Here is a 14,581-nt window from a genome sequence, read left to right on the forward strand (position 1 = left end):
TCGTCAGCCTCGAGGCGAGCCGCGCCCCAAACCCGTAGCCGGCGCCGCACATGGAAAAAGACAGGCCAGCGGCCTGTCTTTTCTGTCACACCGAGGCGGCCGGAACCGCTTTACCAGACCAGGTCGTCCGGCACCTGGTACATCGGATCGGCATACGGATCGGCTTCGGCCGGCGCGTTCGGGTCGATCTTAAGGGCCACCGAGGGGGCGAACACCTGCTCGGCCTCGGCCAGGACCGCCGCGGGGACCAGCAGGTAGCGACCGTTCTGCTGCAACACCCCCAGCTCGCCGGCATTGAGCGCCTTGAGCTGGTCGGCATTGACATAGATGCGCTTGATCTTGCCGCCGTACTCGAAGTGCCGGGCGATATCGGCCTCAGGATCGTTCAGTCCCTTGTCCTTGATCAGCTCGTCGAGCCTGGCGCGGGCTTCGCGGCGCAGGCGGGCTTCTTCCTGCTTCCGGCGCTCGGCCTCAATGCGCTCGTCCTTCTCGCGCTGGGCACGGATGGCGTAGGCCTTGGCCAGATCGATGTCTTCCTGCGAGCGCGGCTTGCGCGCGCCCTGCGGCCGGCCCTGGCCGGGCTTGCCCTGCCCTGCTTTGGGAGCGCCGGCAGCGGCAGACGGACGACCGCCCGGCTTGCCGTGCGGACGGCCATCGCGGCGTTGATCGGGTTTGCGCTCCGGCTTGGGCGCAGATTTGAAGCCCAGCCCGAGGAGCTGGTCGCGGAGTGTGTCGCTCATAGGTAACCGTCAGTAATGCGGGGGCGGTGGTTCGTCGGCGGCATCGGCATAGAGCGCGGTACGCACCTTGCCCAGATCGTCCAGCAGGTGCCGCAGCAGGTCGGCGTTGCGCGAGCCCTGCATGCGGGCATCGGCCAAGGCTTCGCTCATTTCGGCCAGTGCCTGCTCCTGGAAGGAGACCCGCATTTCCAGCTCAACCAGACGGGCTTCGAGCGCTTGTTCGCGCTCGTTCGGAGAAAACTCATGCATGCAGGGAACGTCCTCGGCCAATGCCGTAATAAGCGAGGCCTGCGGCCTCTATTTCCTGCGGGTCGTACAGATTGCGCCCATCGAACACCACCGCATCCCCGAGCGCCTCGCGCAGACGGACAAAATCGGGGCTGCGGAACTGCTTCCACTCGGTGACCACGATCAGCGCGTCGGCACCTTCCAGTGCCTCGAACGCGGACTCGCACAACATCAGATCCTTGCGCTCTCCGAAAACACGACGGGCTTCGCCCATCGCCTCGGGATCATAGGCGCGCACCCGCGCGCCGGCCTCCCACAACTGCGCCAGCAGCCGCCGGCTGGGGGCGGCGCGCATGTCATCGGTATTGGGCTTGAACGCCAGGCCCCATACCGCAAACGTCTTGCCCCGCACGCCTTCATCCTCGCCCCGGTCGTAATGGCGCTGGATCAGGGTGAACAGGTGGCCCTTCTGCGCCTCGTTGACCGCTTCCACCGCCTCCAGCAGCCGGGGTGTATGCCCGTGCTGGGCGGCGGTGCGCGCCAGTGCCTGCACATCCTTGGGGAAGCAGGAGCCACCGTAACCGGCGCCGGGGTAGATGAAGTGCCAGCCGATGCGCGGGTCCGAACCGATGCCCTGGCGGACCTGTTCGATATCCGCCCCCACGCGCTCGGCGATATTGGCGATCTCGTTCATGAAGCTGATCTTGGTCGCCAACATCGCGTTGGCCGCGTACTTGGTCAGCTCGGCCGAACGCACATCCATCTCCACCACACGGTCGCGCTTGCGGTTGAACGGTGCGTACAGACGGCGCAGCACGGTCACCGCGCGCGCATCGTCCGCACCGATGATGATCCGGTCCGGCCGCAGGCAGTCGGCCACCGCATCGCCTTCCTTGAGGAATTCCGGGTTGGAGACCACATCAAAGGCGATCCGGGCACCACGGGCGGAAAACTCCTCGGCGATCACCGCGCGGACCTTGTCGGCGGTACCGACCGGCACCGTCGACTTGTTGACCACCACTGCCGGATGGTCCAGGTGGCGACCGATCGTGCGGGCCACGGCCAGCACATATTGCAGGTCGGCACTGCCGTCCTCATCGGGCGGGGTGCCGACTGCAATGAAGATCACCTGTGCATGCGCGATGGCGCCGGCCGCCTCGGTGGTGAAGGCCAGCCGCCCGGCGGCGTGGTTGGCCTGTACCAGTGGCGCCAATCCCGGTTCGTAGATCGGGATGACGCCCCGGTTCAGACCATCGATCTTGGCCTGGTCGATATCGACACAGACCACGTCATGACCGACCTCGGCCAGACAGGCTCCGGTGACGAGACCGACATAGCCTGTACCGAACATCGCGACGCGCATGGCAGCGGGAACTCCGTGGCTGTGTTACTGCAGAATACCCAGCAGTTCCACGTCAAACGTCAACGCCGCGTCAGGACCGATCGGGCCACCCGGGGTACCGGCGCTGCCGTAAGCCAGCTCCGACGGGATCCAGAAACGGTACTTGGCACCGACCGGCATCAGCGACACGCCTTCGGTCCAGCCCTTGATGACCTGGTTCAGGCCGAAATCGACCGGCTCGCCACGCTGGTAGCTGCTGTCGAACACGGTACCGTCCAGCAGCTTGCCTTCGTAGTTCACGCGCACGCGGCTGGTCGGGACCGGACGCTCACCGCTGCCCGGGCGGATCACCTGGTACTGCAGGCCCGAGGCGGTGGTCACCACGCCCGGCTGGGTCTTGTTCTTGGCGAGGAAGGCATTGCCTTCTTCACGGTTCTTGCCGGCCGAAGCAGCCTGCTTGGCGGTGCTGAAAGCCTGCAGCATGGCCTGCGCCTGCTGGCGGTCCATCAGCGGCGTGCCCTTGCTGAACACGGTGGTGATGGCCTGGAACACCGAGTCCAGGTCGATTTCCTTCTGAATCGGCGCCAGCGACGGGCCCACCGCATAGCTGCCCAGCATCAGGCCGACTTTTTCCTTGTCCACCGACGGCGGCTGGCTGCCCGGGGCCATACCCGGCACCTGCTGGCCGGAACGGGCCATCATCACGGTGCGCAGCGCCTGGTCGGTCTGCTGGGCCTCTTCCTGCGAGAGCAGCGGCTGGCCGCCGGCAAATGCGTTCTCGATGCCACGACGCAGTGCCGCGATGTCGACTTCCGAAGCGATGGGCTCAAACGAGCTGGCAACGTCGATGCCGATGGCGTAACCGACTTTTTCACGATCCGAGGTCAAAACAGACTTCTCCTTGGTAGCCGCCGGGGCGGCAGGTTGTTGCGACATCACGACACCCGGTGCCGCCATCGCCAGAATCAGAAGCGACGCCACGGCGCCGCGCTTTCCCATCTTCATTCGCTGCTTTCCTGGAAGTGAACAAACGCCGCGGTCGGCGCAAGGGGCGACATTGTCGCACGCACGCTGGATATGTCGAGGCGCCTCAACGCCGCGGCGCCGGTGCCGCCAGCTCGCGTTCGATCGCCGCACGCAGCGCCGGATCATCCGGGCGCACCTTGCTCGGGAACTGGGCGACCACCCGCCCGTCGCGCGACACCAGATACTTGTGGAAATTCCAGCCCGGCGCCACGCCGGTGGCGCGGGTCAGGTCCCGGTACAGCGGCGTGGCTTCCGGGCCAACCACATGCACCTTCTGGAACATCGGGAATTTCACGCCATAGGTCAGCGTGCAGAACTCCTGGATCTGCGCCTCGGTGCCCGGCTCCTGCCCCTTGAAGTCGTTGGAGGGGAAACCCAGCACCGCAAACCCCTGCCCCGACAGCTCCTGCTGCAGCGCCTCCAGTCCTTCGTACTGCGGGGTGAAGCCGCATTTGGAAGCGGTGTTGACGATCAACAGCACCTTGCCGCCATAGGTCCGATTCAGGTTCACCTCGCTGTTTCCCGCCAACAGGCGGTAGTCGCGGTCCAGCAGCGGCCCGGCAACGGCACTCGCCGCACCGCCAAGCGACGCCATAAAAACCATTGAAATCAGCATTTTGCGAATTTTCAAAATCCTTCTCCTGGGCAATCGGCACTGATGGATACGTATCGGCCGTAATTTTAGTGGCAGAACAGTTGCGCGGCGCCGTGTCGGTGTTATAGTTGCATACAACACCAGCCACCCTACACAGGGAGCCGAGATGAGCATCAAACGCAGCAGACACGTACTCCAGGCAGTGATTGCCACGGGCACCCTGTTGTTGCTCGGCTGCTCGGCGGCGCCTGAAACCGGCCGTACCAACGTCCGGGATTATGCAGCCGAGGCGGCCGGTGATGAGCAGGATGCGAATGACCTTCCCAAAGCGAAGCGGCCGGTCAGGCGGATGCGAACCAGCCTGTCACTGCCCTACTTCTCCTTCGCACAGTCGCTGAACCCGCGGAGCTGACTCATGACTGATATCCAGTGGAGCGATGGTGCTCCCATCTACCGCCAGTTGAAGGATCGCGTGATCGCGATGATGCTGGACGGGCTGCTCAAGCCGGGCGATGCCCTGCCCTCGGTACGCCAGGTGGCGGCCGAATACCAGCTCAACCCGATCACGGTATCGCGTGCCTACCAGGAGTTGGCCGACGAGAAACTGGTCGAGAAGCGACGTGGCCTGGGCATGTTCATGACCGAGGAAGCCGCGCTGAAGCTGCGTGGCAACGAGCGCGAACGTTTTCTCAAAGACGAATGGCCCGCGGTCCTGGAGCGTATCCAGCGTCTGGGGCTGACCTTGGAAGATCTGCTGCCATCGGGGACCACGCTATGAATGCCGTTACTGAACCGGTCGTTTCCGCCACCGGCCTGCGCAAGGCCTACAAGAAGAAGCCGGCACTGGACAACGCCAGCTTCTCCATCGAACCGGGCCGCATCGTCGGCCTGATCGGCCCCAACGGCGCCGGCAAGACCACCGCGCTGAAGGCCCTGCTCGGGCTGACCCCGTTCGAAGGCGAGCTGCGCGTGCTGGGCATGGATCCGCGCACCCAGCGCAACGCGCTGATGAACGATGTCTGCTTCATCGCCGACGTGGCCGTGCTGCCGCGCTGGATCCGGGTCAGGGAAGCCATCGACTTCGTCGCCGGCGTGCATCCGCGCTTTGACCGCGCGCGCTGCGAGCGCTTTCTGGCCAACACCAAACTGCAGCCCAGGCAGCGGGTGCGCGAGCTGTCAAAAGGCATGGTGGTGCAGTTGCACCTGGCGCTGGTGATGGCCATCGACGCCAAGGTGCTGGTGCTGGACGAACCGACCCTGGGTCTGGACATCCTGTACCGCAAGGAGTTCTACCAGCGCCTGCTGGAAGATTATTTCGACGAGCAGAAGACGATCATCATCACCACCCACCAGGTGGAGGAGATCGAACATATCCTCACCGACGTGCTGTTCATCCGCGATGGCAGGATCGTGCTCGCCGCCGACATGGAATCGATGGCCGGACGCTACACCGAGCTGCTGGCCTCGGCCGACACGCTGGACGCCGCCCGCGCACTGGGCCCGATCGACGAGCGCGCCCTGCCGTTCGGCAAAACCGTGCTGCTGTATGACAACGTCGAGCGCAGCCGTGTCACCGCCCTGGGCGAAACCCGCAACCCGGGCCTGGCCGACCTGTTCGTGGCCATCATGAAGGGAACCTACGCATGAACGCCGTTCACCACATCACCCCGCTGGGCAAGTTCAAGTGGCTGCTCAAGCGCGAATACTGGGAAAACCGCGGCGGCTTCCTGTGGGCGCCGCTGATCGCCGGCGGCGTGTCCCTGCTGCTGTCGCTGATGGCGATCGTCGCCGGGCTGTGGGCGGCCAACCGCGCCGCGGACAATGGCGATCTCCATATCAATGGTGTGAACGTCAACGGCCTGGACCTGAAGCTGCTGACCTCGCAGATGTCACCCGCCGATATGGGCAAGTGGGCCGAGGGCATGAACTTCACCCTGGTGCTCAGCTCGGCGTGGCCGTTCATCGTGCTCGGCTTCGTGGTGTTCTTCTATTGTCTGGGCGCGCTGTACGACGATCGCCGCGATCGCAGTGTGCTGTTCTGGAAATCGATGCCGCTGTCGGACACCCAGACGGTGCTGTCCAAGCTGGCCAGCGCGCTGGTCGTGGCACCGGTGCTGGCGGTGATCGCCGGCATCCTCACCATGCTGGGCTTCCTGCTGATGATCAGCCTGGTGGCGCTGGCCCATGGCGGCAGCCCGATGACCCTGATCTGGGGGCCAGCCAGCCCGCTGACCCTCATCGGTGGCATGTTCGCCTGGATCCCGGTCTATGCGCTTTGGGCGCTGCCTACCGCCGGCTGGCTGCTGCTCTGTTCGTCCTGGGCCAAGAGCAAGCCGTTCCTGTGGGCGGTGATGTTGCCGGTGTTCGCCGGCGTGGTGGTCAGCTGGTTCGGGCTGATGAAGCTGTTCGACATGAATGCCGGCTGGTTCTGGGCCCATGTGGTCGGCCGCCTGCTGCTGGGCACCGTGCCGGGTATCGAGATGGCCTACAAGGCTGACCTCAACGGCGGGCAATCGCTGCAATCGGTGCTACATGGCCTTACTCCAGCCGACCAGTTCACGACGCTGGCCAGCCCGCAGCTGTGGATTGGCGCCGTCGTCGGCATCGCCTTCATCGTTCTGGCGATCTGGCTGCGCCAGCGCCGCGACGACATCTGAACCGCCTTCCGCCAACGCAAGGAACCGAGATGAACATCAAACCCCTCCTGTTCGCCCTGGCCCTGCTGCCCGCCAGCGCCATTGCCGGGGAGCACTGCAAGTTCAGCCAGCCACAGGCCTTGGAGCTGGAGCTGGCCGGCGCCAAAGCCGTGGTGTTTGAAGTCAACAGCCACGACCTGAAGCTGCAGGCCAGCCCCGGCGCCAGCGCCGCGCTGAGCGGTCGCGCCTGCGCCTCGACCCAGGATCTGCTGGGCCAGCTGTCGCTGACCCAGCACAGGGTGGGCGACAAGCTGGTGGTCACCCTCAAGCGCGAAAGCCAGGGCCTGAATATCAACTTCAGCGGCAGCACCTACGCCTATCTGGACCTGACCGGCACCGTGCCGGACAACATCCTGGTACAGCTCAAGGTCGGCTCGGGTGACGCCACGCTGGCCGGCGCGCGCTCGATGAGCGCCGATGTCGGCTCCGGCGATGTCAGCGCCCGCGACATCAAGGGCTTGGCCACCGCGGCGGTCGGCTCCGGTGATATCCAGTTCGACAACGTCGGCGCCCTGTACCTGCTGTCACTGGGCTCGGGTGACGCCCGGATCCACGGCGTCCGCGGTGATGCACGGGTCGGAAGCGTCGGCTCGGGCGACCTGGAGCTGCGCGGCGTACAGGGCGCGGTGACCATCGAAAGCCTTGGCTCCGGCGATATCGAGGTACGTGACACCCGCGGCGGCGTCAGCCTGGGCGCGATCGGCTCGGGTGACGCTGACGTCCACAACGCCGCCAGCCTGCGCGTGCAACGCGTGGGCAGCGGCTCGATCCGTCACAGCGGCGTTTCCGGCACGGTCGATCTGCCAAAAAAACGCTGACATTCCCAACCGCAACGGAAAGCACCTCATGAAAATTCCTGTCGCCCCCCTGTTCGCCCTGGTTCTGGCCCTGCCGCTGGCCGCCTGCGGTGAACGCCCCCAGACCGGTGCTCCGGGCACCGATACAGCGCTTGGCCAGAAGGTCCGCGCCGCTACCGATGAAGCCCGCAAGAAGCTGGCCGAAGGCAACATCAGTATTTCCAAAGACGGCGGCGCCAAGGTCGAGATCTCGCCCAGCGGCGAGCTGCTGATCAACGGTACTGCCGTACCGCTCGATGCCGGGCAGCGGGCACTGGTGATGCAGTACCGCGCGCAGATGGTCAAAGTGGCCGAAGCCGGTATCGATGTCGGCATAGCCGGCGCCAACCTCGGCGTCAATGCCGCCGGGGAAGCGATCAAGGGCATTTTCAGCGGCAACAGTGGACAGGTCGAAGCCCGGATCAATGCCGAAGCCGACAAGCTGAAACAGCAGGCGCAGCTGATCTGCGACCAGTTGCCCGGACTGATGGCCACCCAGCAGAAGCTGGCCGCCGCCGTACCCCAGTTCGCCCCGTACGCGAAGATGGACCAGAGTGATATCGACGACTGCCGCAGTAACGGTGAGTTCTCCGCTCCGTAAGCCGCATTGGTAGCGGGGCGGTAAACTGCCGCCCCCTGCCCCACGCTTTGCCCTCTCATGAACAAGCTGCTGTTTTTGGCCCTGGCGGCCATGGTTTCCCTGCTCTCCGCTTGTGGCGACCGCGCCGAATACGCCGCGCACCGCGTCGAGCGCAGCAAACCGAAGATGGAAGTGACCGATGACCGTATCGCGTTGCGTCGCGCCCCCTATCCCAATCTCGACATCCAGCCCAATGGCGGCTTGCGCGTGGATGACATCCAGATTCCACTCACTCCCGAGCAACAGCAGATCCTGCAGACCGGTTTCGTCAAACTGCAGATCCTGCGCCAGAACACACTGGTGGACGCCACGCCGGCCAGCAAGCCGGGCGAGCGCACCCTGCCGATCGTGATCCCGCCGGGGCAGGAACCGTTCCCGGCCGATCTGGCCGAACGTATTCCCGAATTCAAGCAGTACAGCGAGGCGCTGGCCAACCCGCGCGCGCTGCGCTGACCACGCGCCCTTCCGGCGCCAGCACCAAGGCGGGCAGATGCCCGCCTTTTTCATGCCCGGCCTGAGCTGCCCGCCTCAGCCGCCGTGGATGCCGCCCAGGGTCAGCTCCGCCGGGTCCAGCAGCCGCTTGAGCTCGGCCTCGGACAGACCGCTGTCCTCCACTGCCACCTCCAGCACCGGACGCTGCTCCTTGTAGGCCCGTTTGGCGATCGCCGCGGCCTTCTCGTAGCCGATGATCGGGTTCAACGCGGTCACCAGGATCGGATTGCGGGCCAGCGCCTCACGCACCCGTTCCTGCTTGACCACCAGCCCGGCGATCACCTTGTCGGCCAGCAGGTTCATCACGCTGGACAGCAGCTGGATCGAATCCAGCAGGTTGGCTGCGATCAGCGGCAGGGTCACGTTCAACTGGAAGTTGCCGGTCTGCCCGGCAATGGTGATGGCGGTGTGGTGGCCGATCACCTGCGCCGCGGCCATCACGGTGGCTTCGGGAATCACCGGATTGACCTTGCCCGGCATGATCGAGCTGCCCGGCTGCAACGCCGGCAGTTCCACCTCGCCCAGCCCGGCCAGCGGTCCGGCGTTCATCCAGCGCAGGTCATTGGCGATCTTGATCAGCGCCACCGCCAGCGCATTGAACTGGCCGGACAGCTCCACCGCGTCATCCTGTGCGGCCAGCCCTTCGAACTTATTCTCCGCACTGTCGAACTTCACCCCGGTCGTGGTCGACAGCGCCTTGGCCACCCTGCCACCGAAGCGCGGGTCGGCATTGATACCGGTACCGATCGCGGTGCCGCCCAGCGGCAGCCGGCGCAGGCGTTTGAGACTGTCCTCGATCCGCGCCTGCGCCGATTCCAGCTGCGCCGACCACGCGCCGAACTCCTGTGCGAAGGTCAGCGGCATCGCATCCATCAGGTGGGTACGGCCGGTCTTGACGATCTTGCCCAGCGAACGCCCGCGCTTGTCGATGGTCTTGCGCAGGTGCTTGAGCGCCGGCAACAGGGTCTGCACCGTTTCCAGCTGCGCCGAGACGCGGATCGCGGTCGGGATCACATCGTTGGAACTCTGCCCCAGATTGACGTGGTCATTGGGGTGCACGACGGTCTTGCCGGCCCTGCCGCTGTGGTTGGCCAGCGTGGCGATGACCTCGTTGGCATTCATGTTCGAGGAGGTGCCCGAGCCGGTCTGGTAGACGTCGATCGGGAAATGCGCGTCGTGCGCGCCGGTCGCCACTTCGGCCGCTGCTGTCTGGATCGCCTTGGCCACGCCCTTGGGCAGCAGCTCCAGCCCGGCATTGACCTCGGCCGCCGCGCCCTTGATCAGCCCCAAAGCCCGGATGAAGGCCCGTGGCATGCGCTGCCCGGACACCGGAAAATTCTCCACCGCGCGCTGGGTCTGTGCACCCCACAGCGCCTCGGCCGGCACCTGCAGCTCGCCCATGCTGTCGTGTTCGACACGCATCTTCATAGGATTCCTCCAACAGATCGACATTCCGGCGGCGACTACGGTCCCGCCTTTCAGCGGCAATCTAGCCCATCACCTGCGAGGAATTCGTTTTGCGGCGCCGCCCGTGGCACAGCCTGCCGCCGTCGTCGGCGTAGAATGTGCGCCCCCGCCACTGCCCAACGCCTGCCGCCATGACGGATACGTCCCGCCAAGAAGCCACCCTGCTCGCCCTGTCCCCGCTTGACGGCCGTTATGCCGGCAAGGTCGACGCGCTGCGTCCGATCTTCTCCGAATACGGCCTGATCAAGGCCCGCGTCAAGGTCGAGATCGAGTGGCTGCTGGCGCTGGGTGCCGAACCGGGCATCAGCGAGTTGGCCGATTTCAGCGCCGCCGGCAAGGCCAGGCTGCGCGCGCTGGCCGAGGGCTTCTCGGTTGAGAATGCCGCCCGCGTCAAGGAAATCGAGCGCACCACCAACCACGACGTCAAGGCCGTGGAGTACTTCATCAAGGAACAGCTCAAGGACGACGCCGAGCTGGCGCCGGCCTTGGAGTTCGTGCATTTCGCCTGCACCAGCGAGGACATCAACAACCTGTCCTACGGCCTGATGCTGGCTGAAGCCCGCGACAAGGTGATCGTGCCGGCCTACAGCGGCATCGCCGCCACGCTGCGCCAGCTGGCCCACGCCCAGGCCGAACAGCCGATGCTCTCGCGCACCCACGGCCAGACCGCCTCGCCGACCACCCTGGGCAAGGAAATGGCCAATGTCGTCGCCCGCCTGGAACGGCAGATCAAGCAGATCGGCGCGGTCGAGCTGACCGGCAAGATCAATGGCGCCGTCGGCAACTACAACGCCCATGTCGTGTCATATCCGGATGTCGACTGGCCGGCCTTCGCCGAAGCGTTCGTCACCTCGCTGGGGCTGGTGTTCAACCCTTACACCACCCAGATCGAGCCGCACGACAACGTGGCCGAGATCGGCGACGCAGCCCGTCGCGCCAACACCATCCTGATCGACCTGGCCCGCGACATCTGGGGCTACATCTCGCTGGGTTATTTCAAGCAGAAGCTCAAGGAAGGCGAAGTCGGCTCCTCGACCATGCCGCACAAGGTCAACCCGATCGACTTCGAGAACGCCGAAGGCAACTTCGGCATCGCCAATGCGCTGTTCGAGCACTTTTCCGCCAAGCTGCCGATCAGCCGCTGGCAGCGCGACCTGACCGACTCCACCGTGCTGCGTGCGGTCGGCACCGCCTTCGGCCACAGCCAGATCGCGCTGGACTCGCTGGCCAAGGGCCTGGGCAAGCTGACCGTGAACCCGGAGCGTCTGGATGCCGATCTGGATGCGGCCTGGGAAGTGCTGGCCGAAGCCGTGCAGACGGTCATGCGCCGCCACGGCCTGCCCAATCCCTACGAGCAGCTCAAGGCCCTGACCCGCGGCCACGGCATCACCGCCGATTCGATGCGCGCGTTCATTGAATCGCTCGAGCTGCCGGCCGAGGCCAAGCAGCGCCTGCGCGAGCTGACCCCGGGCGGCTATGCCGGCCTGGCCGCACAGCTGGCCAAGGCGATCTGAGTCCTGATCACCTGAGCGAACCCCAGAGGAGCCGGCACTGCCGGCTCTTCTGCCATCTGGCGCCTGCCCGCAGCCGCGCACCGTGAAACCGCATTGCCCCGGGGCGATGGTGCACGCCTATGCTGGCAGTCCAGGTCTCAAGGGAACTGCGGATCAACCTGGATGTGCCCGGGCTGGCCACCGCCCAGGCCTGCTACTGCGCGGCGTTCGGGCGGCGCCCCGGCCGACGCATCGGCGATGCCGGAGTCGAACTGCTCGGCGCCGAGGCCCTGCTGTGGCGGCTGGCACCTCCGGCTGGCGGCGATGCGGCCGCCAGCCAGCCCCGCCACTGCGGGTGTCACTGGACGCCTCTGCACCTGGATGTGGTGGTACCACTGTTGGAGCCGGTACTGGCCCGAGCCGAAGCGGCCGGAATGCGCCCGGAAGCCGGGATACGCGAAGCCGCCTGGGGCCGCCTCGTGACCACGGCCGATCCCTCCGATCATCGCCGGTGCCCCCTGCCATTCACCGGTGACGGCCATGACGGGATCGCCCGCGCGCCGGCCTGACTTCGCGCCGGTAGTCGTGCGGTTTGGCGCCAACAAGGGGACAATAGCGGCCTGCGCGCATCTGGCGCCCGCAACCCCGCTTCCACGCTGCAAGGATTTCCCATGGCTGCACGCAAGAACAAGACCTATCCGATCGAAGTCCAGGCCAAGCCGGGCCAGCCGCTGGGCATGGCCCCGGCCACCTTCCTGCGCGACTACTGGCAGAAGCGTCCGCTGCTGATCCGCGGTGCCTTCCCGGATTTCCAGAGCCCGGTCTCGCCGGACGATCTGGCCGGTCTGGCCTGCGAGGACGGCGCGCTGGCACGGCTGATCAACCACGACCGCGCCACCGACGGCTGGACCGTGCGTACCGGCCCGTTCCAGGAAGATGAGTTCCCGGGCATGCCCGACCACGACTGGACCCTGCTGGTGCAGGACGTGGACAAGTGGGACCCGGACGTGCGCGCGCTGCTGGCCCACTTCGATTTCCTGCCGCGCTGGCGCATGGATGACGTGATGATCAGCTTCGCCGCCACCGGCGGCTCGGTCGGCGCCCATGTCGACCAGTACGACGTGTTCCTGCTGCAGGGCCACGGCCACCGCCGCTGGCAGATCGACGCCAGCGAATCGACCAAGGGCAAGCGCCCACCGCTGGATTTCCGCCCGGACGTGGAGCTGAAGCTGCTCAAGAAGTTCAAGGCCAGCCACGACTGGGTGCTGGCGCCCGGTGACATGCTCTACCTGCCGCCGAACGTGCCGCACAACGGCGTGGCCGAAGACCCGTGCCTGACCTACTCCTTCGGCATGCGCGCACCGTCATCGGCCGAGCTGATCAGCGACTGGCTGGATGACCTGGTGGCCAATGCCGATGAATCCATCCGCTTCCAGGATCCGGACCTGAAGCTGCCTGAAGATCCCAACGAGATCGATGCGGCGGCGATGAAGCGGGTGGTCACCGCGCTCAATGCGCTGCGGATGAACGATCCGGACCGCCTCGGCGACTGGTTCGGCCGCTTCATCACCACCTACCGCTCGGCCGGCGACATCCTGCCCTCACAGGCACCGCGCCCGCTGGAAGAGGTGGAAGCCGAACTGGCCCGTGGCGGCGAGCTGGAGCGCCACCCGTGGGCCCGTCTGGCCTGGCGCCGTGCCACCCGGGGCGGCACGCTGTACTGCTCAGGCCGCGAATTTCCGCTGTCGGTGAAGGACGCGCAGACCTTGGCCGCCGCCGAACACATCGACGCCACCGCCTACCGCAAGCTCTCGGCCAAGGGCCGCAGCGCCATGCTGGAGCTGCTGGCCGGCGGCTACTTCCAGCTGCTGGATGTGGAGACGCTCGCCCGTTTGCAGGCCGCTGCCGAAGAACTGGACGACAGCGACAATGACGCCGACGACGACCACGACGCGCCGGAAGTCGAGATCGAGGTGTTCGAGTACACCCAGGCCGCCGAAGGCGAGCCGGCCCAGGCCGACATCCAGACCGTCAATGTCAGCGAAGACGGGGTCGAGGTCGTGGTGATCTGCGACAACGACGACACGGATACCCCCGCAGCATGATCCCCGCCCCCAGTTTCCATATCGAAACCGCCGACTACGCCACCCAGCAGGCCGCGCTGCATGGCGTGCGGCATGCCGTGTTCGTGATTGAACAGCAGGTACCGGTGGAGCTGGAGGTCGATGCGCTGGACCCGCTCAGCCATCACGTGCTGGCGCGCGATGCCGATGGCCAGCCCATCGGTACCGGCCGGCTGACTCCCGAGCGCCGGATCGGACGCATGGCGGTCGTGGCCGGCGCCCGCGGCAACGGCGTCGGCGACGCCCTGCTCGAAGCCCTGGTCGCCGAGGCCCGCCGCCGCGGCTGGGGCGAGGTGAGCCTGCACGCCCAGCTGACCGCGCGCGACTTCTACGCCCGCAACGGTTTCCTGCCCGAAGGCGATACCTTCGAAGAGGCCGGCATCACCCACCAGACCATGCGCCGCCGGCTCGATGGCGCCATGCGCGTGGCCGATCTGGCCGGAGCGACGGCCGCCGCCAGCAGCGTGATCCATCGCGCGCGCCGGCGGTTGCGGCTCCAGATCCGCGGTGACGACTCGGTCCTGCTCGGGCAGCCCCAGCTGCTGGCGGCGCTGCGCCGCTTTGCCACCGCCCGCCACGACAAGCAGGTACAGCTGCTGCTCGCCGAAGGAGACCTGGCCACCTTGCCTGCGCCACTGACGGCGTTGATCCAGCGCTTGCCCAGCGTTTTCGAGCTGCGTGAGCCGGTCGATCCGGTCGATTGCGCCGTCGCGTCGGCCGGCATCGGCAATGACAATGGCGACTGCTACTTTCGTCCAATGGGCGAACGTTTGGAGGGCGAGCTGTCCCTGGCCAACGATGCGCGCGCCCGGCAGCAGGACGAGCTGTTCCAGCGTATCTGGGAGCGATCGCGCGTCTGCAGCGCACTGCGTGTCCTCGGTGTCTGACGCCAGACACGGCAAG

At 66.2% G+C, this 14,581-nt stretch carries 17 protein-coding genes; 11 read left to right on the top strand and 6 right to left on the bottom strand.

Features of this window, described 5'->3' with window-relative positions; all coding sequences use genetic code 11:
* Positions 1-110 precede the first annotated feature (110 nt).
* From ACVOMH_RS09150 to ACVOMH_RS09170, 5 genes are all read right to left on the bottom strand, one after another.
* The gene (locus tag ACVOMH_RS09150; RefSeq protein ID WP_481551742.1) at positions 111-740 is read right to left on the bottom strand and encodes a DUF2058 domain-containing protein; all 630 of its coding nucleotides are present in this window, start codon (positions 738-740) and stop codon (positions 111-113) included.
* 9 nt (positions 741-749) lie between these two features.
* A complete protein-coding gene (locus ACVOMH_RS09155) occupies positions 750-989 on the bottom strand; it encodes a SlyX family protein (protein ID WP_054658842.1) in 240 nt (79 codons plus the stop codon).
* On the bottom strand, positions 982-2,331 hold the full coding sequence (locus ACVOMH_RS09160) for a UDP-glucose dehydrogenase family protein (RefSeq protein ID WP_481551743.1): 1,350 nt from the start codon (positions 2,329-2,331) through the stop codon (positions 982-984). Before ACVOMH_RS09160 ends, ACVOMH_RS09155 begins: the two co-directional genes overlap by 8 nt.
* 24 nt (positions 2,332-2,355) lie before the next feature.
* Positions 2,356-3,315: an FKBP-type peptidyl-prolyl cis-trans isomerase N-terminal domain-containing protein gene (locus ACVOMH_RS09165; protein ID WP_054658846.1), complete on the bottom strand. Its 960-nt coding sequence runs from the start codon at positions 3,313-3,315 to the stop codon at positions 2,356-2,358.
* Between the two features lie 85 nt (positions 3,316-3,400).
* Positions 3,401-3,940, bottom strand: coding sequence for a glutathione peroxidase (locus ACVOMH_RS09170; protein WP_481551831.1), 540 nt, complete (start codon positions 3,938-3,940; stop codon positions 3,401-3,403).
* Between the two features lie 157 nt (positions 3,941-4,097).
* Between ACVOMH_RS09170 and ACVOMH_RS09175 the strand changes: the two genes are divergently transcribed.
* Genes ACVOMH_RS09175 through ACVOMH_RS09205 form a run of 7 tightly spaced genes read left to right on the top strand, consistent with a single transcriptional unit; the run spans position 4,098 to position 8,556 of the window.
* A complete protein-coding gene (locus tag ACVOMH_RS09175) occupies positions 4,098-4,343 on the top strand; it encodes a hypothetical protein (RefSeq protein ID WP_481551744.1) in 246 nt (81 codons plus the stop codon).
* A gap of 3 nt (positions 4,344-4,346) precedes the next feature.
* Positions 4,347-4,709 carry a GntR family transcriptional regulator gene (locus ACVOMH_RS09180; RefSeq protein ID WP_481551745.1) on the top strand — a complete coding sequence of 121 codons (363 nt, stop codon included), beginning with the start codon at positions 4,347-4,349 and terminating at the stop codon, positions 4,707-4,709.
* The gene (locus tag ACVOMH_RS09185; RefSeq protein WP_481551746.1) at positions 4,706-5,578 is read left to right on the top strand and encodes an ABC transporter ATP-binding protein; all 873 of its coding nucleotides are present in this window, start codon (positions 4,706-4,708) and stop codon (positions 5,576-5,578) included. The genes ACVOMH_RS09180 and ACVOMH_RS09185 overlap by 4 nt, the downstream gene beginning before the upstream one ends.
* Positions 5,575-6,588, top strand: coding sequence for a hypothetical protein (locus tag ACVOMH_RS09190; protein ID WP_481551747.1), 1,014 nt, complete (start codon positions 5,575-5,577; stop codon positions 6,586-6,588). Before ACVOMH_RS09185 ends, ACVOMH_RS09190 begins: the two co-directional genes overlap by 4 nt.
* Positions 6,589-6,617: 29 nt before the next feature.
* Positions 6,618-7,445 (top strand): GIN domain-containing protein, encoded by an 828-nt coding sequence (locus ACVOMH_RS09195; protein WP_481551748.1) that lies wholly within the window; start codon positions 6,618-6,620, stop codon positions 7,443-7,445.
* A gap of 28 nt (positions 7,446-7,473) precedes the next feature.
* Complete coding sequence (locus ACVOMH_RS09200; protein ID WP_481524232.1) at positions 7,474-8,064, top strand: DUF2884 family protein; 591 nt, start codon at positions 7,474-7,476, stop codon at positions 8,062-8,064.
* 57 nt (positions 8,065-8,121) lie between these two features.
* Positions 8,122-8,556, top strand: coding sequence for a hypothetical protein (locus tag ACVOMH_RS09205; protein WP_481551749.1), 435 nt, complete (start codon positions 8,122-8,124; stop codon positions 8,554-8,556).
* Positions 8,557-8,631: 75 nt separating this feature from the next.
* Here ACVOMH_RS09205 and ACVOMH_RS09210 read toward each other — a convergent pair whose 3' ends face one another.
* Positions 8,632-10,023, bottom strand: a complete 1,392-nt coding sequence (locus tag ACVOMH_RS09210; protein WP_481551750.1) for a class II fumarate hydratase — start codon at positions 10,021-10,023, stop codon at positions 8,632-8,634.
* Positions 10,024-10,193: 170 nt separating this feature from the next.
* On the opposite strand from ACVOMH_RS09210, the gene purB reads away from it, so the two are divergent.
* The 4 genes from purB to ACVOMH_RS09230 all read left to right on the top strand — a co-directional run bounded on the left by purB (position 10,194) and on the right by ACVOMH_RS09230 (position 14,565).
* Entirely contained in the window at positions 10,194-11,576 is a 1,383-nt protein-coding gene (gene purB, locus ACVOMH_RS09215; protein ID WP_481551751.1) for an adenylosuccinate lyase, read from the top strand.
* A gap of 119 nt (positions 11,577-11,695) precedes the next feature.
* Positions 11,696-12,124 (top strand): VOC family protein, encoded by a 429-nt coding sequence (locus ACVOMH_RS09220; protein ID WP_481551752.1) that lies wholly within the window; start codon positions 11,696-11,698, stop codon positions 12,122-12,124.
* A 102-nt stretch (positions 12,125-12,226) separates the two neighbouring features.
* A complete protein-coding gene (locus tag ACVOMH_RS09225; protein ID WP_481551753.1) occupies positions 12,227-13,660 on the top strand; it encodes a ribosomal protein uL16 3-hydroxylase in 1,434 nt (477 codons plus the stop codon).
* Positions 13,657-14,565, top strand: a complete 909-nt coding sequence (locus ACVOMH_RS09230) for a GNAT family N-acetyltransferase (RefSeq protein ID WP_057505818.1) — start codon at positions 13,657-13,659, stop codon at positions 14,563-14,565. Before ACVOMH_RS09225 ends, ACVOMH_RS09230 begins: the two co-directional genes overlap by 4 nt.
* The last annotated feature ends 16 nt before the right edge of the window (positions 14,566-14,581 follow it).

The organism is Stenotrophomonas sp. STEN013, from assembly GCF_056760355.1.

Excerpts from the sequence above, each read along its gene's own strand:
- ACVOMH_RS09225 (WP_481551753.1), top strand. The coding sequence starts at position 12,227 with ATGGCTGCACGCAAGAACAAGACCTATCCGATCGAAGTCCAGGCCAAG.
- ACVOMH_RS09160 (WP_481551743.1), bottom strand. The coding sequence starts at position 2,331 with ATGCGCGTCGCGATGTTCGGTACAGGCTATGTCGGTCTCGTCACCGGA.
- purB (WP_481551751.1), top strand. The coding sequence starts at position 10,194 with ATGACGGATACGTCCCGCCAAGAAGCCACCCTGCTCGCCCTGTCCCCG.
- ACVOMH_RS09200 (WP_481524232.1), top strand. The coding sequence starts at position 7,474 with ATGAAAATTCCTGTCGCCCCCCTGTTCGCCCTGGTTCTGGCCCTGCCG.
- ACVOMH_RS09175 (WP_481551744.1), top strand. The coding sequence starts at position 4,098 with ATGAGCATCAAACGCAGCAGACACGTACTCCAGGCAGTGATTGCCACG.
- ACVOMH_RS09165 (WP_054658846.1), bottom strand. The coding sequence starts at position 3,315 with ATGAAGATGGGAAAGCGCGGCGCCGTGGCGTCGCTTCTGATTCTGGCG.
- ACVOMH_RS09205 (WP_481551749.1), top strand. The coding sequence starts at position 8,122 with ATGAACAAGCTGCTGTTTTTGGCCCTGGCGGCCATGGTTTCCCTGCTC.
- ACVOMH_RS09190 (WP_481551747.1), top strand. The coding sequence starts at position 5,575 with ATGAACGCCGTTCACCACATCACCCCGCTGGGCAAGTTCAAGTGGCTG.
- ACVOMH_RS09180 (WP_481551745.1), top strand. The coding sequence starts at position 4,347 with ATGACTGATATCCAGTGGAGCGATGGTGCTCCCATCTACCGCCAGTTG.
- ACVOMH_RS09155 (WP_054658842.1), bottom strand. The coding sequence starts at position 989 with ATGCATGAGTTTTCTCCGAACGAGCGCGAACAAGCGCTCGAAGCCCGT.
- ACVOMH_RS09230 (WP_057505818.1), top strand. The coding sequence starts at position 13,657 with ATGATCCCCGCCCCCAGTTTCCATATCGAAACCGCCGACTACGCCACC.
- ACVOMH_RS09220 (WP_481551752.1), top strand. The coding sequence starts at position 11,696 with ATGCTGGCAGTCCAGGTCTCAAGGGAACTGCGGATCAACCTGGATGTG.
- ACVOMH_RS09195 (WP_481551748.1), top strand. The coding sequence starts at position 6,618 with ATGAACATCAAACCCCTCCTGTTCGCCCTGGCCCTGCTGCCCGCCAGC.
- ACVOMH_RS09185 (WP_481551746.1), top strand. The coding sequence starts at position 4,706 with ATGAATGCCGTTACTGAACCGGTCGTTTCCGCCACCGGCCTGCGCAAG.
- ACVOMH_RS09150 (WP_481551742.1), bottom strand. The coding sequence starts at position 740 with ATGAGCGACACACTCCGCGACCAGCTCCTCGGGCTGGGCTTCAAATCT.
- ACVOMH_RS09210 (WP_481551750.1), bottom strand. The coding sequence starts at position 10,023 with ATGAAGATGCGTGTCGAACACGACAGCATGGGCGAGCTGCAGGTGCCG.
- ACVOMH_RS09170 (WP_481551831.1), bottom strand. The coding sequence starts at position 3,940 with ATGGTTTTTATGGCGTCGCTTGGCGGTGCGGCGAGTGCCGTTGCCGGG.